At 65.5% G+C, this 23,478-nt stretch carries 22 protein-coding genes; 10 read left to right on the top strand and 12 right to left on the bottom strand.

Translation table 11 applies throughout. The annotated features are described in order from the left end of the window. Window positions 1–2,719, bottom strand: a 2,719-nt coding sequence (locus VJS90_RS03755) for a ribonucleoside-diphosphate reductase subunit alpha (protein WP_324119247.1), incomplete at its 3' end; no start/stop codon positions are given. Window positions 2,720–3,259: 540 nt separating this feature from the next. Between VJS90_RS03755 and VJS90_RS03760 the strand changes: the two genes are divergently transcribed. Beyond that, a complete protein-coding gene (locus VJS90_RS03760) occupies window positions 3,260–3,976 on the top strand; it encodes a response regulator transcription factor (RefSeq protein WP_324119249.1) in 717 nt (238 codons plus the stop codon). Next, window positions 3,973–5,583, top strand: a complete 1,611-nt coding sequence (locus tag VJS90_RS03765; protein WP_324119252.1) for an ATP-binding protein — start codon at window positions 3,973–3,975, stop codon at window positions 5,581–5,583. Before VJS90_RS03760 ends, VJS90_RS03765 begins: the two co-directional genes overlap by 4 nt. On the opposite strand, the gene VJS90_RS03770 is transcribed toward VJS90_RS03765, so the two are convergent. Next, a complete protein-coding gene (locus VJS90_RS03770) occupies window positions 5,580–6,281 on the bottom strand; it encodes a 4'-phosphopantetheinyl transferase family protein (protein ID WP_324119254.1) in 702 nt (233 codons plus the stop codon). The two genes, VJS90_RS03765 and VJS90_RS03770, sit on opposite strands and share 4 nt — an antisense overlap. A gap of 51 nt (window positions 6,282–6,332) precedes the next feature. After that, the gene (locus VJS90_RS03775; protein WP_324119256.1) at window positions 6,333–7,133 is read right to left on the bottom strand and encodes a dienelactone hydrolase family protein; all 801 of its coding nucleotides are present in this window, start codon (window positions 7,131–7,133) and stop codon (window positions 6,333–6,335) included. 408 nt (window positions 7,134–7,541) lie between these two features. On the opposite strand from VJS90_RS03775, the gene VJS90_RS03780 reads away from it, so the two are divergent. Beyond that, complete coding sequence (locus tag VJS90_RS03780) at window positions 7,542–8,867, top strand: dicarboxylate/amino acid:cation symporter (protein ID WP_324119259.1); 1,326 nt, start codon at window positions 7,542–7,544, stop codon at window positions 8,865–8,867. 80 nt (window positions 8,868–8,947) lie between these two features. Here VJS90_RS03780 and VJS90_RS03785 read toward each other — a convergent pair whose 3' ends face one another. Then, entirely contained in the window at window positions 8,948–9,469 is a 522-nt protein-coding gene (locus VJS90_RS03785; protein WP_324119261.1) for a SprT family zinc-dependent metalloprotease, read from the bottom strand. Between the two features lie 93 nt (window positions 9,470–9,562). Further along, complete coding sequence (locus VJS90_RS03790; protein WP_324119263.1) at window positions 9,563–10,162, bottom strand: Yip1 family protein; 600 nt, start codon at window positions 10,160–10,162, stop codon at window positions 9,563–9,565. Window positions 10,163–10,426: 264 nt separating this feature from the next. Here VJS90_RS03790 and ttcA point away from each other — a divergent pair, with 264 nt between their 5' ends. Beyond that, window positions 10,427–11,251, top strand: coding sequence for a tRNA 2-thiocytidine(32) synthetase TtcA (ttcA, locus tag VJS90_RS03795; protein ID WP_324119265.1), 825 nt, complete (start codon window positions 10,427–10,429; stop codon window positions 11,249–11,251). Window positions 11,252–11,255: 4 nt separating this feature from the next. Continuing rightward, window positions 11,256–11,927 carry a DNA-3-methyladenine glycosylase I gene (locus VJS90_RS03800; protein ID WP_324119267.1) on the top strand — a complete coding sequence of 224 codons (672 nt, stop codon included), beginning with the start codon at window positions 11,256–11,258 and terminating at the stop codon, window positions 11,925–11,927. Here VJS90_RS03800 and VJS90_RS03805 read toward each other — a convergent pair. From VJS90_RS03805 to arsC, 3 genes are read right to left on the bottom strand one after another with little or no spacing between them, the layout of a single operon-like run. Next, window positions 11,921–12,346 carry a DUF2069 domain-containing protein gene (locus VJS90_RS03805; RefSeq protein WP_324119270.1) on the bottom strand — a complete coding sequence of 142 codons (426 nt, stop codon included), beginning with the start codon at window positions 12,344–12,346 and terminating at the stop codon, window positions 11,921–11,923. The two genes, VJS90_RS03800 and VJS90_RS03805, sit on opposite strands and share 7 nt — an antisense overlap. Then, window positions 12,339–12,944, bottom strand: coding sequence for an NAD(P)H:quinone oxidoreductase (wrbA, locus tag VJS90_RS03810; RefSeq protein ID WP_324119272.1), 606 nt, complete (start codon window positions 12,942–12,944; stop codon window positions 12,339–12,341). Before wrbA ends, VJS90_RS03805 begins: the two co-directional genes overlap by 8 nt. Then, a complete protein-coding gene (gene arsC / locus VJS90_RS03815; protein ID WP_324119274.1) occupies window positions 12,941–13,294 on the bottom strand; it encodes an arsenate reductase (glutaredoxin) in 354 nt (117 codons plus the stop codon). The genes wrbA and arsC overlap by 4 nt, the downstream gene beginning before the upstream one ends. 86 nt (window positions 13,295–13,380) lie before the next feature. Between arsC and VJS90_RS03820 the strand changes: the two genes are divergently transcribed. Further along, window positions 13,381–13,845, top strand: coding sequence for a peroxiredoxin family protein (locus VJS90_RS03820; RefSeq protein WP_324119276.1), 465 nt, complete (start codon window positions 13,381–13,383; stop codon window positions 13,843–13,845). Window positions 13,846–14,087: 242 nt separating this feature from the next. Here the strand turns inward: VJS90_RS03820 and VJS90_RS03825 are convergent, their stop codons facing one another. Genes VJS90_RS03825 through VJS90_RS03840 form a run of 4 tightly spaced genes read right to left on the bottom strand, consistent with a single transcriptional unit; the run spans window position 14,088 to window position 18,746 of the window. Continuing rightward, complete coding sequence (locus VJS90_RS03825) at window positions 14,088–14,492, bottom strand: META domain-containing protein (RefSeq protein WP_324119278.1); 405 nt, start codon at window positions 14,490–14,492, stop codon at window positions 14,088–14,090. Then, window positions 14,489–14,926, bottom strand: a complete 438-nt coding sequence (locus tag VJS90_RS03830) for a hypothetical protein (RefSeq protein ID WP_324119280.1) — start codon at window positions 14,924–14,926, stop codon at window positions 14,489–14,491. The genes VJS90_RS03825 and VJS90_RS03830 overlap by 4 nt, the downstream gene beginning before the upstream one ends. A 31-nt stretch (window positions 14,927–14,957) precedes the next feature. Further along, complete coding sequence (locus VJS90_RS03835; RefSeq protein WP_324119282.1) at window positions 14,958–15,947, bottom strand: 2-hydroxyacid dehydrogenase; 990 nt, start codon at window positions 15,945–15,947, stop codon at window positions 14,958–14,960. A 39-nt stretch (window positions 15,948–15,986) separates the two neighbouring features. Beyond that, window positions 15,987–18,746, bottom strand: a complete 2,760-nt coding sequence (locus tag VJS90_RS03840; RefSeq protein WP_324119285.1) for a response regulator — start codon at window positions 18,744–18,746, stop codon at window positions 15,987–15,989. A 179-nt stretch (window positions 18,747–18,925) separates the two neighbouring features. On the opposite strand from VJS90_RS03840, the gene VJS90_RS03845 reads away from it, so the two are divergent. From VJS90_RS03845 to rlmD, 4 genes are all read left to right on the top strand, one after another. After that, complete coding sequence (locus tag VJS90_RS03845) at window positions 18,926–19,642, top strand: response regulator transcription factor (protein ID WP_324119287.1); 717 nt, start codon at window positions 18,926–18,928, stop codon at window positions 19,640–19,642. A gap of 2 nt (window positions 19,643–19,644) precedes the next feature. Next, a complete protein-coding gene (locus VJS90_RS03850) occupies window positions 19,645–21,057 on the top strand; it encodes a sensor histidine kinase (protein WP_324119288.1) in 1,413 nt (470 codons plus the stop codon). Between the two features lie 87 nt (window positions 21,058–21,144). Beyond that, window positions 21,145–22,047 (top strand): cysteine synthase CysM, encoded by a 903-nt coding sequence (cysM, locus tag VJS90_RS03855; RefSeq protein WP_324119290.1) that lies wholly within the window; start codon window positions 21,145–21,147, stop codon window positions 22,045–22,047. After that, complete coding sequence (gene rlmD, locus VJS90_RS03860) at window positions 22,047–23,405, top strand: 23S rRNA (uracil(1939)-C(5))-methyltransferase RlmD (protein ID WP_324119292.1); 1,359 nt, start codon at window positions 22,047–22,049, stop codon at window positions 23,403–23,405. The genes cysM and rlmD overlap by 1 nt, the downstream gene beginning before the upstream one ends. The last annotated feature ends 73 nt before the right edge of the window (window positions 23,406–23,478 follow it).

The raw sequence follows: 23,478 nt of genomic DNA on the forward strand, positions 1-23,478 counted from the left end.
GCAGGTAGTAGGTCGTCTTCAGGCCGCGCAGCCAGGCCAGTTTATAGGTCTCGTCCAGCTTCTTGCCCGAGGCGCCGGCCATGTAGATGTTCAGCGACTGGGCCTGGTCGATCCACTTCTGGCGACGGCTGGCCGCGTCGACGATCCACTTGGTCTCGACTTCGAAGGCAGTGGCGTACAGGTCTTTGAGCTCTTGCGGAATACGCTCGATCTGCTGCACCGAACCGTCGTAGTACTTGAGGTCGTTGATCATGACCGGGTCCCAAAGGCCGCGGGCCTTGAGGTCGCGGACCAGGTACGGGTTGATCACGGTGAACTCGCCCGACAGGTTCGATTTCACGTACAGGTTCTGGTAGGTCGGCTCGATGGACTGCGACACGCCGGTGATGTTGGCGATGGTCGCGGTCGGCGCGATGGCCATGATGTTCGAGTTACGAATACCTTTCTGCACGCGGGCACGCACCGGGGCCCAGTCCAGGGACTCTTCCAGGTTGACGTCGATGTACTTGGCGCCACGGGCCTCGATCAGGATCTGTTGCGAATCCAGCGGCAGTACGCCTTTGGACCACAACGAGCCCTGGAAGGTCTCGTAGGCACCGCGCTCGTCGGCCAGGTCGCAGGAGGCCTGGATCGCGTAGTAGCTGACCGCTTCCATCGACTTGTCGGCGAACTCGACGGCAGCGTCGGAACCGTAAGGGATATGCTGCAGGTACAGCGCGTCCTGGAAGCCCATGATGCCCAGGCCGACAGGGCGGTGCTTGAGGTTCGAGTTACGCGCCTGCGGCACCGAGTAGTAGTTGATGTCGATCACGTTGTCGAGCATGCGCACGGCGGTGTTGACGGTGCGTTGCAGCTTGGCGGTGTCCAGCTTGCCATCGACAATGTGGTTCGGCAGGTTGATCGAGCCCAGGTTGCAGACCGCGATCTCGTCCTTGTTGGTGTTCAGGGTGATCTCGGTGCACAGGTTCGAGCTGTGGACCACGCCCACGTGCTGCTGCGGCGAGCGCAGGTTGCACGGGTCCTTGAAGGTCAGCCATGGGTGGCCGGTCTCGAACAGCATCGACAGCATCTTGCGCCACAGGTCTTTGGCCTGGACGGTCTTGAACACCTTGATCTTGTTGTACTCGGTCAGCGCTTCGTAGTACTCGTAGCGCTCCTCGAAGGCCTTGCCGGTCAGGTCGTGCAGGTCTGGCACTTCGTTCGGCGAGAACAGGGTCCACTGGCCGTCATCGAAGACGCGCTTCATGAACAGGTCAGGGATCCAGTTGGCGGTGTTCATGTCGTGGGTACGACGGCGATCATCACCGGTGTTCTTGCGCAGCTCGATGAACTCTTCGATGTCCAGGTGCCAGGTTTCGAGGTACGCGCAGACCGCGCCCTTGCGCTTGCCACCCTGGTTCACGGCCACGGCGGTGTCGTTGACCACTTTCAGGAACGGCACGACGCCCTGGGACTTGCCGTTGGTGCCCTTGATGTAGGAGCCCAGCGCACGCACAGGGGTCCAGTCGTTGCCCAGGCCACCGGCGAATTTGGACAGCATGGCGTTGTCGTGGATCGCGTGGTAGATGCCCGACAGGTCGTCCGGCACGGTGGTCAGGTAGCAGCTCGACAGCTGCGGGCGCAGGGTGCCGGCGTTGAACAGGGTCGGGGTCGAGGCCATGTAGTCGAAGGACGACAACAGGTTGTAGAACTCGATCGCGCGGGCTTCCTTGTCTTTCTCTTCCAGCGCCAGGCCCATGGCCACACGCATGAAGAACACCTGCGGCAGCTCGAAGCGCACGCCATCCTTGTGGATGAAGTAGCGGTCGTACAGGGTCTGCAGGCCCAGGTAGGTGAACTGCTGGTCGCGCTCGTGGTTGATCGCCTGGCCCAGCTTCTCGAGGTCGAAGTCGGCCAGGGCCGGGTTCAGCAGCTCGAACTGGATACCCTTGGCGATGTAGGCCGGCAGGGCCTTGGCGTACAGCTCGGCCATCTCGTGGTGGGTGGCGCTGTCGGCCACTTCCAGGAAGCCCAGGCCTTCGGCGCGCAGGGTGTCCATCAGCAGGCGGGCGGTGACGAACGAGTAGTTCGGCTCGCGCTCGACCAGGGTACGGGCGGTCATCACCAGGGCGGTGTTGACGTCCTTCAGGGCGACGCCGTCGTACAGGTTCTTCAGGGTTTCGCGCTGGATCAGGTCGCCATCGACTTCGGCCAGGCCTTCGCAGGCTTCGGTGATGATGGTGTTCAGGCGCGCCATGTCGAGCGGCGCCAGGCTGCCGTCGGCCAAGGTGATGCGGATGCTTGGGTGCGGCTGGACCACGGCGTCTGCGTTGCTGCGGGTCGCGCGCTCCTTGGCCCGCTGGTCGCGGTAGATCACGTAGTCACGGGCGACTTTCTGCTCGCCGGCGCGCATCAGGGCCAGTTCGACCTGGTCCTGGATTTCTTCGATGTGAATGGTGCCACCCGACGGCATGCGGCGCTTGAAGGTCGCGGTGACCTGCTCGGTCAGGCGCGCGACGGTGTCGTGGATGCGCGACGAGGCGGCGGCGGTGCCACCCTCAACTGCGAGGAACGCCTTGGTGATGGCCACGGTGATCTTGTCGTCGGTGTAGGCGACGACAGTGCCATTGCGCTTGATGACGCGCAGCTGGCCCGGAGCGGTCGCGGCCAGATCCTGGTTCGAATCGGCGGCCGGATTCACCTTGGCCTGCGCGTTCTCGCGAGTTGTGTCGGTTTGCATGGGGGGTGTGTCTCCACATTCTCAAAGTTGTGTTCAGGCGCCTTGTGGGCGCCCCGTTCCGTCACTCGTTCGACCACCCATACGGGGACGCGCGACAAACGCGCGCATCCGCCTGGGCGGGTGTATCGACTTCGGGACAGAACAGGAAAAAGGGCAATAACTTACCGTTCCCTGGCTGTCTCAGGGCTTGAGTTTTCTGCCGGACTTGTGCTTGCGTAATTTAGGGCAAAACCCAACATGTAGTTGGTCCGCCGCGATGGGGATACAAGATAATGCGGTCCGGGGCCCTTTGCAAGGTGACCCGCTGTGGATAACTTGTGGGTATTTTGTGCGTGATTTGCGCCTCGCCGCTGTAGGCCTTGTCCCTAGCGCGTTGCAGCATATTTCCCCTGTCGCCGCCTTCGCAGACTTTTTTTCGGGCGCGGAAGGTATCACGAATTTTGCCTTTGTCGAGCCCCGCGACAGACGTACTATCCGATTCGATGCTGCCCTGCGCAAAAGGGCGCCCAAGGTACGACAGCGCGATGCGAGAGGTGGTCGGTGGAGCAGCCAAGCAACCGGATATTGATCGTCGAGGACGACCAGCGACTCGCCGAGCTCACGGCCGAGTACCTGCAGGCCAACGGCTTCGAGGTGGCGGTGGAAGGCGATGGCGCGCGCGCCGCCCGGCGGATCATCGACAGCCAGCCAGACCTGGTGATCCTCGACCTGATGCTGCCCGGCGAGGATGGCTTCAGCATCTGCCGCAGGGTGCGGGGTCATTATCAGGGACCTGTGCTCATGCTGACCGCGCGCACCGACGAGCTGGACCAGATCCAGGGCCTGGACCTGGGCGCGGATGACTATATCTGCAAGCCGGTGCGGCCGCGCCTGCTGCTGGCGCGGATCCAGGCCTTGCTGCGGCGCAGCGAGCCGCCCGAGGGCAAGCGCCAGCAATTGCAGTTCGGCGCGCTGCGCCTCGACAACGGCCTGCGCGAAGCCTGGCTGCACGGGCAAGGCATCGAACTGACCAGCGCCGAATTCGACCTGCTCTGGCTGCTGGCGAGCAATGCCGGGCGCGTATTGTCCCGCGAGGCGATCTTCACCTCCCTGCGCGGCGTCGGCTATGACGGCCAGGACCGTTCCATCGACGTGCGCATTTCACGCATCCGCCCACGCATCGGCGACGACCCGGACCACCCGCGCCTGATCAAGACCCTGCGCGGCAAGGGCTACCTGTTCGTCGCCGAAGCCGCCGGGCAGACGAGCCCCCCATGAACTCGATCTTCCTGCGCATCTATGGCGGCATGCTTGGCGTTCTGGTGCTGGTGGCCGTGCTGGGCGTGCTCAGCCTGCACCTGGTCAACGAGGTGCGCGCCGGCCAGCACCGCGAGCGCCTGGCGCAAGGCACGTTCAGCCTGATGGCCGACAACCTGGCCTTGCAGAACGAGGTGGAGCGCAAGCGCTCGCTGGTGATCTGGGAGCGCCTGATGGGCATTCCCCTCGACCTGCAGCCGTTGTCGGCGACGCCGCTGGACGCCGGCGAACGCGCGCGCCTGCTACGCGGCCTGGTGGTGGTGCAGCAGACCGGCCCCCACGCGGCGCGGGTGCTGCGCCAGGTAGGCACGCAGGAGGTTGTGCTGCTGGGCGAGGTCAAGCAGGTCAGCGAACAGCTGGCGCGCGCCACCCTCTATCTGCTGGCCGACGAACTGGTGCGCTACCCGGTCACCGAGCAGCGCCAGCGGCTGCTCGAGCTCAAGCAGAGCAAGGGCTTCGGCTTCGAGCTGGCCCTGCAGCGGCTGGAGCGCGCCGGCCTCGACGATGACCAGCGCCGCCGGGTAGAGGAGGGCGACACGGTCATGGCGCTGGACAAGGACGGCGAGTCCGTCCGGGTGTTTTCCGGGCTTTCGGGGTCGCCTTGGGTGCTGGAGATCGGCCCGCTGTACCAGATGAACTTCTATCCGCCGCAACTGCTGGTGCTGATCGGTTGCCTGGGCCTGTGCTTGATCGGGCTGGTGGTCTACCTGCTGGTGCGCCAGCTCGAGCGCCGCCTGTCGGGCCTCGAAGTGGCCGCCACGCGAATCGCCCAGGGCAGCCTGGACACCCGGGTGGCGGCCGATGACGCCGACTCGGTGGGGCGCCTGGCGGCGGCCTTCAACGGCATGGCCGAGCATTTGCAGCGCTCGCTGAGCATGCAGCGCGAGCTGGTGCGGGCGGTGTCCCACGAGCTGCGCACACCCGTGGCGCGCCTGCGCTTCGGCCTTGAGATGATCGAGACCGCGAGCACCGACCAGGCGCGGGACAAGCACCTGGCCGGCATGGACAGCGACATTCAGGAGCTGGACAGGCTGGTCGACGAAATGCTGACCTACGCCCGCCTGGAGCAGGGCGCCCCGGCGCTGGTGTTCCAGGCCGTGGACCTGGACGCCCTGCTCGAGCGGGTGATCGCCGAGCTCGCGCCGCTGCGCGCCGACGTGACCGTCAGCCGCGGTGCCTGCCAGCCAGCGGACCGGCAGGGCGCCTGGGTCGAAGCCGAGCCGCGCTACCTGCACCGCGCGTTGCAAAACCTGGTCAGCAATGCCCTGCGCCACGCCGAGTCGCAGGTGATCCTGAGCTATCACCTGGGGCAGCAGCAGTGCCGCATCGATGTCGAGGATGACGGCCCTGGGGTGCCCGAGCGCGCCTGGGAGCGGATATTCACGCCCTTTACCCGGCTCGATGACAGCCGCGCCCGCGCCTCGGGCGGCCACGGACTGGGCTTGTCGATCGTCCGGCGCATCATCTATTGGCATGCGGGACGCGCGCTGGTGGGGCGCAGCGAGCAGTTGGGCGGGGCCTGCTTTAGCCTGGACTGGCCGCGCTCGCGAGCGGACGCGCCAGGCTAGACGCTCACCAGGCTGAGCAACTGGTCGCCCTGCACGCTGAACTGACCGCTGATTTCCTGGCCGTGGCGCCAGGCCGGGGACAGGTCAGCAAGCAGGCGCAGGCGGGCCTGGCCGTCGGCGGACCATTCCAGCACCTCGGCGTGCTCGAAGTAGAAGCGCTTGAGGGTCAGGGGATAGAGCGTCTTGAACAGGCTTTCCTTGAGCGAGAAGGTCAGCGTCACGGTCAGCCCCAGATGCTCGGGTGACAGGCGCTGCATCTCGGCGTCGGTGAGGATCTCGCGGGCCAGACGCTCGGCGCGTGCATCGGCAATCAGGGTTTCCCGGTCCAGCCCCACGCCTTGGCAACTGCCCTCGGCCGCCACCACGGCGGCCGCCCAGCCCTGCCCATGGGTGATCGAGCCATGGATACCGCTCGGCCAGATGGGGGACCGGTCGTCGTGGGTGCCCGGCACGTAATCCCGGCCGTCCAGGCGCTGCAGCGCCGCCCGTGCGCAGACCCGCCCGGCCAGGTACTCGGCCTGGCGCTTGGCCACCGAGCGTTGCAGGCTCGCGGTCTGCTCGATGCCCGAGCGCTGGAAGTCATCGACGCCAAGGCGGCTGGCGTCGAAGCCGCAGCTGACCAGCACCGCGCCGGGCAGGGGCTGGGGCAAGGGCCAGTGGTGTTGTAGGGGGTCGCAGCAGGCGGGGAGTCTGTTCATGGCGGGTATTGTGCCAGAAGCCACACGCTGCGAGCCGCGAGGTTCGATGCGTCAGTTGAACAGCTTCTTGAAAAACGCCTGCATGTCCGCCCACGAACTCTCATCCGCCTTGTTGTTGTACGCGATATCCGGGCCGCCATGGCTGTCATGCCCGGCATGCCCCAGCCGGTCCGCGTCAGGGTTGCTGAAGCCGTGCTTGGCCCCGGGGATGCTGACGAATTCGAAGCTCGCCCCCGCCGCATCCATCTCCTTCTTGAACGCCTCGACCTGCGCCTCGGTGACCATGCTGTCGGCCGCGCCATGCTCGACCAGTACCTTGGCCTTGACGCTACCGGGCGTGGCCGGGGCCTGGGTCACCAGCGGGCCGTGGAAACTCACCACTCCGGCCAGGGGTTCGCCGCGCCGGGCGGCGTCGAGCACCACCTTGCCGCCGAAGCAGTAGCCGATGGCCGCCAGCTTGCGTGGGTCTGTCTGCGGCTGGATCTTCAGCAGCTCGACCCCGGCATTGAAACGCTTGGCGCCAGCGCCAGGGTCTTTCATCGCAGCGCTGTTGTAGGCCTTGGCGCCCTGGAAGTGCTCGGTGTGCATGCCATCGCCATACATGTCGATCGCCAGGGCGCTGTAGCCCAAGGCCGCAAGTTCACGGGCACGACGCTTGGCGTAGTCGTTCAGTCCCCAGATTTCATGCACCACGACGACACCCGGGCGCTTGCCGTCGACGGCATCGTCATAGGCGTAGTAGCCGATCAGCCGTTGGCCATCGGCATCCTGGTAGGGAATCTCACGGGTCTGCACCACCGCGTTGGCGAGGGCGGCGTTGCACAGCAGGGCCAGAGCAAGCAGGGAACGCATGGTGATCTCCTTGGCAGGGAAAGCTTCTAGGCGGATGAAGGTCGAGCGGGCAGGCGGCGACTCAAGGCGTCTTGATTACTCTAGTCGCCAGCACGGATCGAGGGCGTGGGTTTTCCGCCATCGGGCGGATTCCCGCCATCTCTTCGGTATTCTGGACGGCAGCGGGCGGAAATCCGCCAGTCCCAGCGGGTTTCTGCCTTTTCCTTGTGCGTGGAAAGCCTCTGAAAGCGCTTGTCGCACCGATCATGGGCATTCTGGCATCACCCTTGCTAATGCTCTGGGTGAAAGGCAGAAATCTGCCACGTGGTTTCAAACAACAAATCCCTCCGGGTGCAGGAGGGTTCGCGCGCTTTGGGTATCGCTGCATCCTGGGAAGGATGAGCCGAGACCCTCGAGGAAAGATTAGCCATGACGACACGTCAGCCGCTGTACAAATCGCTGTATATCCAGGTGCTGGTTGCCATCACCATCGGTATCCTGCTCGGGCACTTCTACCCTGAGACCGGCGTTGCCCTCAAACCACTGGGTGACGGGTTCGTCAAACTGATCAAGATGGTCATCGCCCCGATCATCTTCTGCACCGTGGTCAGCGGCATCGCTGGCATGCAAAGCATGAAGTCGGTCGGCAAGACCGGCGGCTACGCGCTGCTGTACTTCGAGATCGTCTCCACCATCGCGCTGATCATCGGCCTGGTCGTGGTCAACGTGGTCAAGCCCGGCGCGGGCATGCACATCGACGTCACCACCCTCAACGCCAGCAGCGTGGCCGCCTACGCCGCCGCCGGCGCGCAGCAGACCACCATCGGCTTCCTGCTCAACATCATCCCCAACACCGTGGTCGGTGCCTTCGCCAACGGCGATATCCTGCAAGTGTTGATGTTCTCGGTGATCTTCGGCTTCGCCCTGCATCGCCTGGGCAGCTATGGCAAGCCACTGCTGGACCTGATCGACCGCTTCGCCCATGTCATGTTCAACATCATCAACATGATCATGAAGCTGGCGCCGCTGGGTGCCTTCGGCGCCATGGCCTTCACCATCGGCCAGTACGGCGTGGGTTCGCTGGTGCAGCTGGGCTACCTGATGGCCTGCTTCTACATCACCTGCCTGCTGTTCATCCTGGTGGTGCTTGGCGGTATCGCCCGTGCCCACGGCTTCAGCGTGCTCAAGGTGATCCGCTACATCCGTGAAGAGCTGATGATCGTGCTGGGGACCTCCTCCTCGGAATCGGCCCTGCCACGCATGCTGACCAAGATGGAGCGCCTGGGCGCCAAGAAGTCCGTGGTTGGCCTGGTGATCCCGACCGGCTACTCGTTCAACCTGGACGGCACCTCGATCTACCTGACCATGGCCGCGGTGTTCATCGCCCAGGCCACCGACACGCACATGGACATCACCCACCAGATCACCTTGCTGCTGGTGCTGCTGGTAGCCTCCAAAGGCGCTGCGGGCGTGACCGGTTCGGGCTTCATCGTACTGGCGGCGACCCTGTCCGCGGTCGGCCACCTGCCGGTTGCAGGTCTGGCGCTGATCCTCGGCATCGACCGCTTCATGTCCGAAGCCCGCGCCCTGACCAACCTGATCGGCAACGCTGTTGCCACCCTGGTGGTGGCCAAGTGGGTCGACGAGCTGGACACCGACAAGCTGCAGACCGAGCTTGCCTCGGGCGGTTCGCCGATCGTCGAGACGCATCCGGTCGATGACCTGGGTGTGGCCGAGACGTCCGCGCGCGGCTGATCTCAACGCGTGAACTGAAAAAGCCCGCTTCGGCGGGCTTTTTCGTGGGCGTCGGGATGCATGCCTCAACAGGCCCTTCGTCACTCCACCCGCATTTCGCCGCTGTACACCAGGATCTCGCGGCACCTGCGGCACAGGTACCGCCGCCCCTTGTGTACCAGCTTGTGCCGCTGGGCGCTGAAGGGAAAGTCGCTGTCAGGGCAGGGGCAGCGGTAGATATAGCGCGTGGCGCTACGCCGCTTCACTTCGTAGTTGTGGCAGCGGTTGGGAGGCAGCTCGTACACCCCGCGCATGATCAGCTGCCACTCCTCGCCATGGGGCTGGATACGGTCGCCAAACAGCTGGTGCGCCACCAGATGGGCGACCTCGTGGGCGACGGTCTGGCGCAGGAAATCCTCGCTGTTCTCGCGATACAGCTGCAGGTTGAATCGCAGCAGGTTCTCGTGCAGGTGCGCGACGCCGGCCTTCTGGCCGCGGAGCTTGAAGCTGACCTGCGGGCGCGTGAACGAGCGTTTGAAGAAGGCTTCGGCTTGCTGGTAACAGGTCTCGACGCGGGATGTGAGCAAATCGGGCATGGCGGGGACAATCTCCTGGGCGGTCATTATGCCGCAAGGCCATCAGCGCAGCCCAGCCACCGGTCAGCGCACAACCAAAGGCCGCCTCGCGGCGGCCCTCTATCCAGCGCCCTTGCAAACCTAGCTGGTATACATCGGCCCCACGCCCAGCCCCCAGATGATCACCGTGGCGGCCATGATCGCCACCAGCACCACCAGTCCCACCGCCAGCACCGAGCTCGAGAACAGGAAGCCCTCGTCGGCAGGGATGCTCATGAAGGTCGGCAGGCCTACGTACAGCAGGAACACCGTGTACGAAATGGCCGCAAGCCCCACGACCATCCCCAATGCAAGGTCAGGGTAGAGCGCCGCCAGGCCGCCGACGAACAGGGGGGTGGCGGTGTAGGTGGCGAAGGCGATGCAGCGGGCCATGCTCGGGTTGGCGTCATAGGTGCGCGCCATCCAGTGGATGAAAGCGCCCATGATGGCTACCCCGCCAAGCATCGCCACGTACGACATGATGCTCATCCATAATGCGCTTTCCACCGTCAGCATCACCGGCGGTCGGTCACCGATCACCCAACCCATCCGGGTGGTGCCGATGAACGCCGAAACTACCGGGATTGCTGCCAATACCAAGGTGTGTGTCAGGTACATGTGGCTGATGGATTCTTCTTCGCCACGTATTTCGCGCCATTCCTGGTCTGGATGGGTAAACAGTCCTAGAACGTGATGGATCATGCCGGTCACTCCTATCGTCGTTGTCGCAGCCCACGGGGAGCTCGCGACCCGAGGTCGAGGCCAGACAAAACCGAACGCACGGCTACGTGGCCTTAAGTCGCAGTATAGGAAGCGGGCCGCGACGCAATCCGCCGTTTTTAGAGCGAATCGTGCTGTCGCGGCGGGGGCTGATTACCTTGCAGTCTTTATCGGATTGGTCTACGCGAGACGGTGGTTTGTGCGTAAAATAGGCCGCTTTTGTCACACCTCGCGGATTCAAGCGCTATGGGCACCCTTTCGGTCAACCAGAACAAACTGCAAAAACGCCTGCGGCGGCTCGCCGGCGAAGCCATCACCGACTTCAACATGATCGAGGACGGTGACAAGGTCATGGTCTGCCTGTCCGGCGGCAAGGACAGCTACACCATGCTCGATGTTCTGCTGCACCTGCAGAAAGTGGCGCCGATCAGGTTCGAGATCGTCGCGGTGAACATGGACCAGAAGCAGCCAGGCTTCCCCGAGCACGTGCTGCCGGCCTACCTGAAGACGTTGGGCGTCGAGTACCACATCGTCGAGAAGGACACCTACTCGGTGGTCAAGGAACTGATCCCGAAAGGCAAGACCACCTGCTCGCTGTGCTCGCGCCTGCGCCGCGGCACGCTGTACACCTTCGCCGACGAGATCGGCGCGACCAAGATGGCCCTGGGTCACCACCGCGACGACATCGTCGAGACGTTTTTCCTCAACATGTTCTTCAATGGCACGATCAAGGCCATGCCACCCAAGCTGCGCGCCGACGACGGCCGCAACGTGGTGATCCGCCCGCTGGCCTACTGCAGCGAGAAGGACATCCAGGCTTACTCGGACATGCGCGAGTTCCCGATCATCCCGTGCAACCTCTGCGGCTCGCAGGAAAACCTGCAGCGCCAGGTGGTCAAGGAGATGCTGGTGGAGTGGGAGCGCAAGCACCCGGGCCGTACCGAGAACATCTTCCGCGGCCTGCAGAACGTGGTGCCATCGCAACTGGCGGACCGCAACCTGTTCGACTTCGGCAGCCTCAAGATCGACGAAAGCGCCACCCCGCGTTTCCTCGACGTGCTGAATATCTGACGGCATGCGCGATTACCAATGGCTGCACGAATACTGCCTCAACCGCTTCGGCTCGTCCCAGGCCCTGGAGGCATTCCTGCCCCAGCCCAGGACGCCGGCGCAGCTGCGCGGCATCGCTGACGACCGCTACCTGTCGACCCTGGCCCTGCGCGTATTCCGCGCCGGCCTCAAGCACAGCCTGGTGGATTCGAAGTGGCCGGCCTTCGAGCAGGTGTTCTTTGGCTTCGATCCCGAGAAGGTCGTGCTGATGGGCGCCGAGCACCTTGAGCGGCTGATGCAGGACACGCGCATCATCCGTCACCTGGGCAAGCTCAAGAGCGTGCCGCGCAATGCGCAGATGGTGCTGGACGTGCGCAAGGAGCAGGGCAGTTTCGGCGCATTCATCGCCGACTGGCCGGTGACCGATATCGTTGGCCTGTGGAAATACCTGGCCAGGCATGGGAATCAGCTGGGCGGGCTATCCGCGCCGCGATTCCTGCGCATGGTGGGCAAGGACACCTTCGTGCCGACCGATGACATGAGCGCGGCGCTGATCGCCCAGGGCGTCATCGACAAGGCCCCGACCAGCGAGCGGGACCGCGCGCTGGTGCAGGATGTGTTCAACCAGTGGCACGCCGAGAGCGGCCGGCCACTTTGCCAGTTGTCGGTGATGCTGGCGCATACGGTCAATCACTGATACCGCGTTGCGCCTTCCCCCGCCACCCGCCGGTCATGCTGAAACCGCCAGCGCACATACATCAGCGCACTGACAAACAACCCCAGGCTCACCCCCACCTCGACCCAGCCAAACAGCGCACGCCCCGGATCGAACGCCGCCAGCACGCCCTTGATGAAATAGATATTCACCACGAAGCACGTCCAGGCATGCGCCCGCGCGCTGCCCAGCAACATGCCGGGCAACAGCAGGAGCAGCGGCATCAGCTCGACGGCCAGAATCACCTCGACCCGCGCGCCATGCAGGTTGGCGAACCACAGGTTGTTGGCCGTGAGCAGCACCATCAGCCCGACAAACAGGGCCAGGCTCAACGCCCGTGTCACACGCAGGCGCGGCGCGAGCCATTCCAGCGGCGGCAGGGCCTTGGGCGGTCTAGCCATTACCGGCTTCCAGCGCCTTGGCGGTTTTCGCCAGGCGCTGCCCGAGCGCCCGGCACAGCGCGATCTCTTTACTGTCCAGGTCGCGCTTGCCGTCGGCCCCGGCATGGTGGCTGGCACCATACGGGGTACCGCCGCCGCGGGTCTCGAGCAATGCCGACTCGCTGTAGGGCAGGCCCAGCACCAGCATGCCGTGGTGCATCAGTGGCAGCAGCATCGACAACAAGGTCGATTCCTGCCCGCCGTGCAGGCTGGCGGTGGAGGTGAATGCCGCCGCCGGCTTGCCGACCAGCTCGCCGCCCAGCCACAGGCTGCTGGTGCTGTCGACAAAGTACTTGAGCGGCGCGGCCATGTTGCCGAAGCGGGTAGGGCTGCCCAGCGCCAGCCCCGAACAGTGACGCAGGTCGTCGAGGGTGGCGTACAGCGCGCCGCTGGGCGGGATGTCCGGCGCCACGGCCTCGCATTCGGTGGAGATCGCCGGCACCGTGCGCAGGCGCGCCTCAAGGCCCGCCATCTCGACACCGCGGGCGATGTGCCGGGCCATCTCGCTGGTCGAGCCGTGGCGGCTGTAGTACAGCACCAGGATATAGGGGGCGCTCACGGCAGAATCTCCAGTACTTTCTCCGGTGGGCGGCCGATCACCGCTTTATCGCCCGCCACCAGGATCGGCCGCTCGATCAGTTTCGGGTGCCTGACCATGGCATCGATCAGTTGCGCCTCGCCCAAGGCCGGATTGGCCAGATCCAGCGCCTTGTACTCATCTTCGCCGGTACGCAGCAACTGGCGCGCCGAGATGCCGAGCTTGCCGAGCAGGGCCTTGAGGGTGTCGGCGTCGGGCGGGGTGTCGAGGTAGCGCACCACGGTGGGTGCCAGGCCGCGGCCTTCGAGCAGTTCCAGCGCGCCGCGGGACTTCGAGCAGCGCGGGTTATGATAGAGGGTCAGATCAGTCATGACGGGGTCGCATCCAGCAGGGTGTGGCGGCTATTCTAACCGCAGCGACTGTGTATTTTGCTTGAAACTTCGAGAAGGATTGACCCATGGCAAGGCGTTTGGCAGCAGCACTGGCCATCACCGCGGGCCTGTTGCTCGGCGGTTGCGGTGCCGACTACGGCGTGGACCAGCACGGCAACACGGTAAAGGCCGAGCAGATCGAAGGGCACTGGGTGGTGCTCAATTACTGGGCCGAATGGTGCGGTCCGTGCCGTACCGAAATCCCCGAGCTCAATGCCGCGGCCAGTCAGTGGCAGGCGCAAGGCATCAAGGTGGTGGGCGTGAACTTCGATGGCTTGCAGGGCCAGGAGCTCAAGCAGGCCAGCGAAGCCCTGGGCATCGGCTTCACCGTGCTCGCCCAAGACCCGGCCGAGCGCTACGAGCTGCCCCGCAGCGAAGCGCTGCCGGTGACCTACATCATCGATGACAAGGGCAAGGTGCGCGAGCAACTGATGGGCGAGCAGACGCTGGAAGGGCTGCAGGCCAGGATCAAGGCGCTCAAAGGCGCCTAGAAGCAGGTTCTGGACAGGGTGGGAGTAACTGCCCTGATCAGATGCTCTGAAGGCAACTGCCCTGCTCAGGCTTCTGTGAGGCAACTTCCCTGATCAGACCCTTTGTGGGAGCGGGCTTGTCCTGCGATCGGCTGCGAAGCGGCCGTAGGACCAGCCCCCTCGACCGATCAGGTAGATCGCGGACTCAGGACTTGCGACCGCTTCGCGGCCGATCGCGGGACAAGCCCGCTCCCACAAGGTGATCAGCCTTCCTCGGCCCACAACCGCAACGGCTGGCCTTCGGCCGGCCAGAAACGCACCTGCTCCTGCGGGGTGATGTCCCAGCGCTGCACGGACTCGAGCGCCTGCAGGAAGCGCTGCTCCTGCTCCATCAACGCCGGCGCGCACAGCTTGCGGGTCTTGCCGACCTTGCCGAAATGCAGCTGCTCCCCGTCCAGCGTATAGGGCGCGAACCAGTGGTTGCAGCCGGCATTGCCGTAGGCCCGGCCATCGGCGGCCAGGGTCAGGGTCAGGTGGCTGTAGTCGATCAGCGGACGATCACCGATCCACTCCAGCACGTAGCTGCGCTCCTGTTGCAATTGCAGCGGTTCGGCGGCGCAGCCCACCAGGCTGCCGACCGCCAGGGCGCCAAGCAGCAGTGTCTTCACTGGGCGCTCTCCTGGCAACGTGGGCACAGGTGCTTGTCGCCACGGCTGGTCCAGCCAAGGGCTGCGATGCGCGCGGTGGCCGCCGGCTGGCGGGCCTTGTTGCCAAGCTTGCCGTCGACGGCGAACTCGAAGTCCAGCACGGCGTCGCAGCTGTCGCACTTGACCTGCCAGTTGAGGATTTCAAGCTCGCCGAACACCGGCCCGCTGGCCACCGCGACCCACTGGCCGCTCGGGTTGATCAGGTGGCGCACGCTCTCGACGGTCAGGCGCATGGACAGGTCCCGGCTGCCCTTGAGCGTGACCAGCAGGACGTCGCTCTTGCGGATCGAGCCACCGTTGCCGGTGACCTGGTAGCGGCCCGGCAGCAGGGCGCGGCATTCGATCAGGGTGTGTTGCGGGTTGAATAGGGTGTAGCGGAAATCGTGCTCGACCATGGGTCCTCCAAATATGGCGCGTATCCTAGCATCAACTTTCCACCAGATTCTGCGGATTGCCCGCCGCCCAGCGGCTTATGTTGTCCAGCGTGGTCTGCGCGATGGCGGCCAGAGCCTCGCGGGTCAGAAAAGCCTGGTGGGCAGTGACGATGACATTGGGGAAGGTCAGCAACCGGGCCAGCACGTCGTCCTGCAGCGGCAGGTCGGAGCGGTCCTCGAAAAACAGCTGCGCTTCTTCTTCGTAGACATCCAGCCCCAGGTAGCCGAGCTGGCCGCGCTTGAGCGCCTCGATCAGCGCCGGGGTATCGACCAGGGCGCCGCGCCCGGTGTTGATCAGCATCGCCCCCGGCTGCAGCTCGGCCAGGCTGCGGGCGTTGATCAGGTGCCGGGTGTGCTCGGTGAGCGGGCAGTGCAGGCTGACGATGCGCGACTGGCGCAGCAGCTCCGGCAGTTCCAGGTAGCGGGCGCCCAGGGCCAGCAGGTCAGGATTGGGGTAGGGGTCATACGCCAGCAACTGGCAGCCGAAGCCTGCCATGATTCGCGCGAAGGCGGCGCCGATCTGCCCGGTGCCGATGACCCCGACGGTCTTGCCATGCAAATCGAAGCCGGTCAGCCCATGCAGGGTGAAATCGCCGTCGCGGGTGCGGTTGTAGGCCCGGTGCAGGCGCCGGTTGAGCGCCAGGATCAACGCCACGGCATGCTCGGCCACGGCGTGCGGCGAGTAGGCCGGCACCCGCGCCACCGCCAGGCCCAGGCGTTCGGCAGCCGCCAGGTCGACATGGTTGTAGCCCGCCGAACGCAGGGCGATCAGGCGCGTGCCGCCGGCGGCCAGCTGCCTGAGCACCTCGGTGTTCAGCTCGTCATTGATGAAGGCGCAGACCACCTCGAAACCCGCGGCAAGGGCGACCGTATCGACGGTCAGCCGGGCCGGCTGGAAATGCAGTTCAAGGCCGGGGATGGCCGGGGCGCTGGTGAAACTTTCCTGGTCGTAGTGCTGGCTGCTGAACAAGAGTGCGCGCATGGGAAGGGCTCCTGTCACGAGAATGGAAAAGCAGGTTGTTCAAGCACTCAAGCGCGCCTCGGCCGCCAACCTCACTATAGCCCTGTCCAGTTCCTCCAGCGCCTGCAGCGCCTGCGGATGGTCCTGCTTGAGCAGCGTTTCGCTGCGCTGGCAGGCCGCGCGCAACTGGGGCACGCCGCAATAGCGCGAGGCGCCGTTCAGGCGGTGGACGCGTTCGATCATCAACGTGCGGTCGGCCGCCTCGACGGCTGCGCGGATGGCGTCGCGCTCGGCATCGAGCGAGGCCAGCAGCATGGCCAGCATGTCGGCGGCCAGGTCCGGCTTGCCCGCGGCCAGGCGCAACCCTTCGTCACGGTCCAGAACCTTCAGCTCGCCGCTTTCAACCGGCCGCGGGGCAGGGCGGTGGAGGGTCTGCACCGCGCCCAGGCTCAGGCCGGTCCACTTCATCACCACCTGGGCCAGTTGCCGCTCGCTGATCGGCTTGGTCAGGTAGTCATCCATGCCGCTGTGCAACAGGGCACGCTTTTCGTTGGCCATGGCGTGGGCGGTCAGGGCAACGATGGGCAAGGGAGTGCCGGCCTGGCCGGCTTCCCACTGGCGGATCTGCTCGGTGCAGATGCGCCCGTCCATGCCAGGCATCTGCACATCCATCAGCACCAGGTCAAAGGTTTCGTCCTGCACGGCCTGCACCGCGGCGTAGCCATTGTCGACGGCATGCACCTCGGCGCCCAGGCCTTGCAGCAGGGTCTGCACCAGCAACAGGTTGGCCGCGTTGTCGTCGACGCACAGGATCCTTGGCGCAGGCTGGCTGCCACCGATGAGGGGCTCGATGCCAGTGTTGCGCGGCTGCACCAGCTCCAGCAGCAGGCGGCGCAGCTTGCGGGTGCAGGTCGGCTTGGACAGCAACTGGCCGTGGCCATTGGCAAGGTAGGGGTGATACATCGCCTGTTCACTGGTAGGACACAGCACCACCGCCTGGCAACCCTCGTGCTCCAGTTGCCGGTTGTACTGCCCAAGGCGCTCGGGCGAGAGCGTGCCGACATTGGCGCCCAGCACCGCGAAATCGAAGGGCTGCCCGGCCTGGCCTGCGGCCTGCACCGCCTGCAGCAACTGCTCGAAGGACGCGAACAGGCTGACGCTCAGCCCGCAGTCGTCCAGCTGGTGCTCCAGTGCCTGGCGCGCCAGCTCGTGGCCGTCGACGATGGCGGCGCGGCGCCCCAGCAGCGCCTGCGGGGGGCGCTCCTCGGCGTCATCGTGCGCCTTGGGCAAGGTGAGGCTGATCCAGAACTCCGAGCCTTCGCCGGGCGTGCTGTCGACCCCGATCTCGCCGCCCATCTGCTCGATCAGCCGCTTGGAAATCACCAGCCCCAGGCCGGTGCCGCCGGGCTGGCGCGACAGTGAGTTGTCGGCCTGACTGAACGCCTGGAACAAGGTGCGCACGTCCTGGGGCGACAGGCCGATGCCGGTGTCCTGCACGCTGATGCGCAGCTGCACGCTGTCTTCGTGCTCGTCCTCGAGCATGGCGCGGGCGACGATGGTGCCCTCGTGAGTGAACTTGATGGCGTTGCTCACCAGGTTGGTCAGGATCTGCTTGAGCCGCAGTGGGTCGCCCACCAGCGAGAGCGGGGTGTCGCGGTAGACCAGGCTGACCAGCTCCAGCTGCTTGGCATGAGCCGCCGGTGCCAGGATGGTCAGGGTGTCCTGGATCAGGTCGCGCAGGTTGAAGGGGATGCTGTCGAGCACCAGCTTGCCGGCCTCGATCTTGGAGAAATCAAGGATCTCGTTGATGATTCCCAGCAGGTTGTCGGCGGACTTCTCGATGGTGCCCAGGTAGTCGAGCTGGCGCGGGGTCAGCTCGCTTTTCTGCAACAGGTGGGTAAAGCCCAGAATGCCATTGAGCGGGGTACGGATCTCGTGGCTCATGTTGGCCAGGAACTCCGACTTGATCCGGCTGGCTTCCAGGGCCTCCTTGCGCGCCATGTCCAGCTCGATGTTCTGGATCTCGATGGTCTCAAGGTTCTGGCGCACGTCCTCGGTGGCCTGGTCGATGCTGTGCTGCAGCTCCTCGTGGGCATTGTGCAGGGTTTCGGCCATGCGGTTGATGCCGGCGGCCAGCTCGTCCAGCTCGTGGCTGCCCATGGTTGGCAAGCGCTCCTCGAGGTTGCCGTCCTTGAGCTGGTTGACCGCATGCTTGATCTGCCCGATCGGGCGGTTGATCGCGCGGCTCATGCGCAGGGCGAGCAGCGCGGTGAGCGACAGGCAGACCAGGATCAGCAGCGCGCTGGTGAACAGGTTGCGGTAGCCGCGCAGCAGCGTGCCATCGTGGGACAGCTCGATCTCCAGCCAGCCCAGCAGGTGCTCGGCCTCGGCCGGCACGGCGTCGTTGGCCAGGTCCCGGTGGTGACCGAAGACCGGCAGCAGGTAGCGGGTGGCATCATTGCCGGTGCGCTGCAGCAGCTGCGTGCCATTGCCGCCGCTGGGCGGCGGGTTGAGCATGCTCGGGCCGGCATGGGCGAGGCTGGTGCGATCCGGTGCCAGGAAGGCCACCGAGCGCACGTCGGTCTGCTCCAGGGCCTGGGCGGCGATACGCTCGAGCTGCGCGCGGGTGCGCCGGGCCATGGCGGGAGCGGCCAGGGGGGCAAGTTGTTCGGCGATCATCTTGCCGCGTTGCAGCAGTTGGGTCCGCAGCTCGTTCTGCTGCAGCCAGCTGAAATAGCTGCCCAGCACCACCGCCATCAGGCCGGCGGGCAGCAAGGCGAGCAGCAGCACCCGGCTTCTGATTCCCAATCGATCGAGCACACTGGTCTCCTGTCATGTACCAAGGCCGCGTCTTCTCGTCTGGGGTGCGCGGTCCACCGGGGAAATTACCCCGCGCGGCGCGTCATTGCCAGGCAAAATGCGGCGTATGTCGAAGACCTGTTGCCTGGCTACCAGGATTGCTCAATACTTGCGCGATTGAGAATTGCTAGCAGCCGACAATGAATCCCGACCTCATTCATGCCTCAAACATCCTGGCCATCGAGGACGACCCGGTCCTGGGTGCCTACCTGCACGAAGAACTGCAGCGTGGCGGCTTCCAGGTGACCTGGTGCCGCAATGGCCGCGAAGGCCTCGAGGTGGCGGGCCAGAAGCCCTTCGACGTGGTGCTGCTGGACATCCTGCTGCCCGGGCTCAATGGGCTTGATGCCCTGGCGCAGTTGCGCACGCGCAGCACCACCCCGGTGATCCTGATGTCGGCGCTCGGCGCCGAGGCCGACCGCATCAGCGGTTTCCAGCGCGGCGCCGATGATTACCTGCCCAAGCCCTTCAGCATGGCCGAGCTGCAGGTGCGCATCGAAGCCATCCTGCGCCGGGTGGCGCTGGAGCGCCGCCGCCAGGCACCCAGCGACGCGCTGCCGGGGCAGCTGCGCTTCGATGAGCAGGTGACCGATGTCTGCCTGGGCGAGCAGTGGGCGGGTTTGACGCCCAGCGAGTATCGCCTGCTCGAGACCCTGCGGCGCAGCCAGGACGAAGTCCTGAGCAAGCCCTTCCTCTACCAGCAGGTGCTGCAACGCGGGTATGCCCGGCATGACCGCAGCCTCGACATGCACGTCAGCCAGATTCGCCGCAAGCTGAAAGCCATCGGCTATCTCGAGCACCACATCCGCACTGTCTGGGGCAAGGGCTACGTGCTCAGCGCCAGCGAGGCCGAGTAACCGTGCCCGACCGCCATTCGCTGTTCTGGAAGTTGTCCATCCTGCTGGTCGGCTTCTGTTTGCTGATGATCGGCCTCAGCTATAGCTGGGGCCGGGCCATGGAAACCCGCAATGCCTTTCTCGCCGAGTCGGCCCGAAGCCAGCTGCGGGGCTATGCCCAGGAAGCCGAACAGGCCTGGCGCGGCGGTGGACGGGCCGGGGTCGATGAGTGGATCGAAAGCATGCGCTCGCGCGAGCAGGGCTGGATCGGGGTGCTGGACGCGGAGCTGCAGCCACTGGGCAGCGCCGAACTCGAAGCCGCGACGCTGGAACGCCTGACCCGCCTGCGTGAGGTGGACTGGCCGATGAGCCGCCGCTCGGTGGTCCAGCCCTGGCTGCGCCTGCCATTTCCCGGTGCCCCCGGGGAAGGCATGCTGGTCATGGAACTGCCTGAACGCCTGAATCCCGGCCAGTACCGCCTGGCGTGGCGCATCGTGACCAACGGCATCATCCCCGGCCTGTTCGCCCTGCTGTTGTGCGTGGGCCTGTACCGCATGCTCATCGTGCCGCTGAACCAGTTGCGCGAGCAGGCCAGCGCCTGGCGCGCCGATCAGCTCTCGGCGCGGCTCGATCCCAGCACCACCCGCCGGCGCGACGAGCTCGGCGAGCTGGCGCGCGCCTTCGACCAGATGGCCGAGCGCCTGCAAGACACCGTGGCCCTGCAGCAGCAGCTGCTGCGCGACCTGTCGCACGAGATGCGCACCCCGTTGAGCCGGCTGCGCGTGGCCAGCGAGGGCGAGACCGACATCACCCGCCTGCGTGAACGCCTGGACCGCGAGATCGACGGCATGCAGCGCCTGGTCGAAGACACCCTGCAGCTGGCCTGGCAGGATGCCGAGCGTACCCCCCTGAACCTTGAGCCGGTGCAGTTGCAGGCCTTGTGGGACATGCTCGCCGAAGACGCCTGCTATGAAAGCGGCTGGCCGCGCGAGCGGCTACGCTGCGACGTCGACAGCGCGTGCTGGCTGCAGGCCAACCTCAATGATCTGGCCCAGGCGCTTGAGAACATGTTGCGCAACGCCATCCGTCATTCGCCAGAAGGCGGCATGATCCGCATGGGCGGGCGCCGCGCGGGCAGTCACTGGCTGTTGTGGCTGGAGGATCAGGGCGGCGGGGTGCACGAGGATGACCTTGAACGCATCTTCGCGCCATTCTCGCGCCTGGATGGTTCGCGTCCCGGGGATGGCGGCTTTGGCCTGGGCCTGAGCATCGCCCGCAGCGCCATCCGCCATCAGGGCGGGATGCTCTGGGCGGAGAACGGCAGTACCGGCCTGCGGCTGTGCATGCGCCTGCAGGCCCATGCGCCCAGGATGCCGGGCTCTGTGCTCACCCAGGAACCGCAGGGTGTGGCAGAGAAGCAGGTTTATAGCTTGTAGCTATAAGACCCACACATTGCGTGATATGGCCGGGGAAACTTTGCCGGTATGATAGTCGCCCCTGCCGTCCGGATTGCGAAATACGCCATGATTCTGCAGTACCCAACCATCGCCGATTGCGTCGGCAACACGCCACTGGTTCGCCTGCAGCGTCTGGCCGGCCAGACCAGCAACACGCTGCTGCTCAAGCTCGAAGGCAACAATCCGGCCGGGTCGGTGAAGGACCGTCCAGCCTTGTCGATGATCACCCGCGCCGAACTGCGCGGCCAGATCAAACCGGGTGACACGCTGATCGAGGCCACCTCGGGCAATACCGGCATCGCCCTGGCCATGGCCGCGGCGATCAAGGGCTACAAGATGATCCTGATCATGCCCGACAACTCGACCGCCGAGCGCAAGGCCGCGATGACCGCCTATGGCGCCGAGCTGATCCTGGTTACCCGCGAAGCGGGCATGGAAGGTGCCCGCGACCTCGCCGAGAAACTCCAGGCCGAAGGCCGCGGCCTGGTCCTGGACCAGTTCGGCAACGCCGACAATCCCGAGGCCCACTACGGTAGCACCGGCCCTGAGATCTGGCGCCAGACCGAAGGCACGATCACCCATTTCGTCAGTTCCATGGGCACCACCGGCACCATCATGGGCTGCTCGCGCTTCCTCAAGGAGCAGAACCCGGCCATTCAGATCGTCGGCCTGCAGCCGATGGAAGGCGCTGCCATTCCGGGCATCCGCCGCTGGCCAGAGGAGTACCTGCCGAAGATCTTCGATGCCGAGCGCATCGACCGGGTGGTCGACATGTCCCAGGAAGAAGCCGAGAACGTCACCCGCCGGCTCGCCCGTGAAGAGGGCATCTTCTGCGGCGTGTCGTCCGGCGGCGCGGTCGCGGCCATGCTGCGACTGTCCCGTGAGGTGGAAAACGCCGTGATGGTCGCGATCATCTGCGACCGCGGCGACCGCTACCTGTCCACCGGCCTGTTCGACGCGGCGCCCTGATGTCCAGACAAAAACGCAACAGCGGCCTGCGCTTCCAGCCGGCCGGCGGCGACCGCGCGCCCCAGGTACCCGTGGGCAAGAAGCAGCACCTGACCATCGAACGGCTGTCCGGCGACGGGCGTGGCATCGCCTTCCACGAGGGCCGTACCTGGTTCGTCAGCGGCGCGCTGGCGGGCGAGGCGGTCGAGGCGCGGGTGCTCAATGCCCGTGGCAAGGTGGTGGAGGCCCGCCTGGAGCGGGTAATCACGGCCAGCGCCGAGCGCCGGCCGGCGCCGTGCAAGCACTTCGACCGCTGCGGCGGTTGCAATTTGCAACACTTGCCTCACGACGAACAGCTGGCGCTCAAGCAGCGCACGCTGGCAGAGCAGCTCCAGCGGGTCGCGAACATCCAGCCAGACGCGTGGGCCGCGCCCTTGGCGGGTCCGGAATTCGGCTACCGCCGCCGCGCGCGGATGGCCGTGCGCTGGGACCCCAAGGCGCGCCAGCTCGACGTGGGCTTTCGTGCCGAGGCCAGCCATGACATCGTCGCCATCGAAGAATGCCCGGTGCTGGTACAGCCCTTGCAGTCGATCATGCGGCATTTGCCGACCCTGCTGCGCAGCCTCGCCAAGCCGCAGGACATCGGCCATGTGGAGCTGTTCAGCGGCACCGCCGAGGCAGTCCTGGTGCGCCACACCGCGCCGCTGGCCGATGATGATCTGAAGCGCTTGCTGGCGTTTTGCCAGGAAGCCAAGGCACAGCTATGGTTGCAAGGAGAGGGTGCCCCGCACGCTGTCCAGGCCGACCAGAAGCTTGGGTTTGTCCTGGAGCCCTGGGGGTTGGAGCTGGCCTGGCGACCGGGAGATTTCATCCAGGTCAACGCGCCGGTGAACACCGCGATGATCCAGCAGGCCCTGGCCTGGCTGGCGCCGCAGCCCGACGAGCGGGTCCTCGACCTCTTCTGTGGGCTGGGCAACTTTGCCTTGCCCCTGGCGCGCCTGGCGCGTGAAGTGGTAGCGGTCGAGGGGGTGCAGGCGATGGTCGAGCGGGCAGCGGCCAACGCGCGTGACAACGATGTGCATAACGTACGGTTTTTTCAGGCCGATTTATCGCAGCCCCTGGCAGGCGCGGAATGGGCCGGCGAGGGCTTTTCTGGGGTAATCTTGGACCCACCCCGTGACGGCGCCTTCGAGATGGTGCGAAACATCGCAAGGCTCGGTGCGAGGCGCCTGGTCTACGTATCGTGCAATCCGGCCACCTTGGCGCGAGACGCGCAGGTGCTGGCCGATGAGGGTTACCGGTTAAAAAGGGCCGGGATTCTCGACATGTTTCCTCAGACGGCGCATGTCGAGGCCATGGCGTTATTCGAAGCGGGCTAGCGGTGCTGGTCCGTGTGGTGCGGCTCCCAGGGAACAGGGGGCGGCACAGGTGATTGCCAGTGCACCCGCGTGG

This window comes from Pseudomonas sp. (genome assembly GCF_035277045.1).
GTDB lineage: Bacteria > Pseudomonadota > Gammaproteobacteria > Pseudomonadales > Pseudomonadaceae > Aquipseudomonas.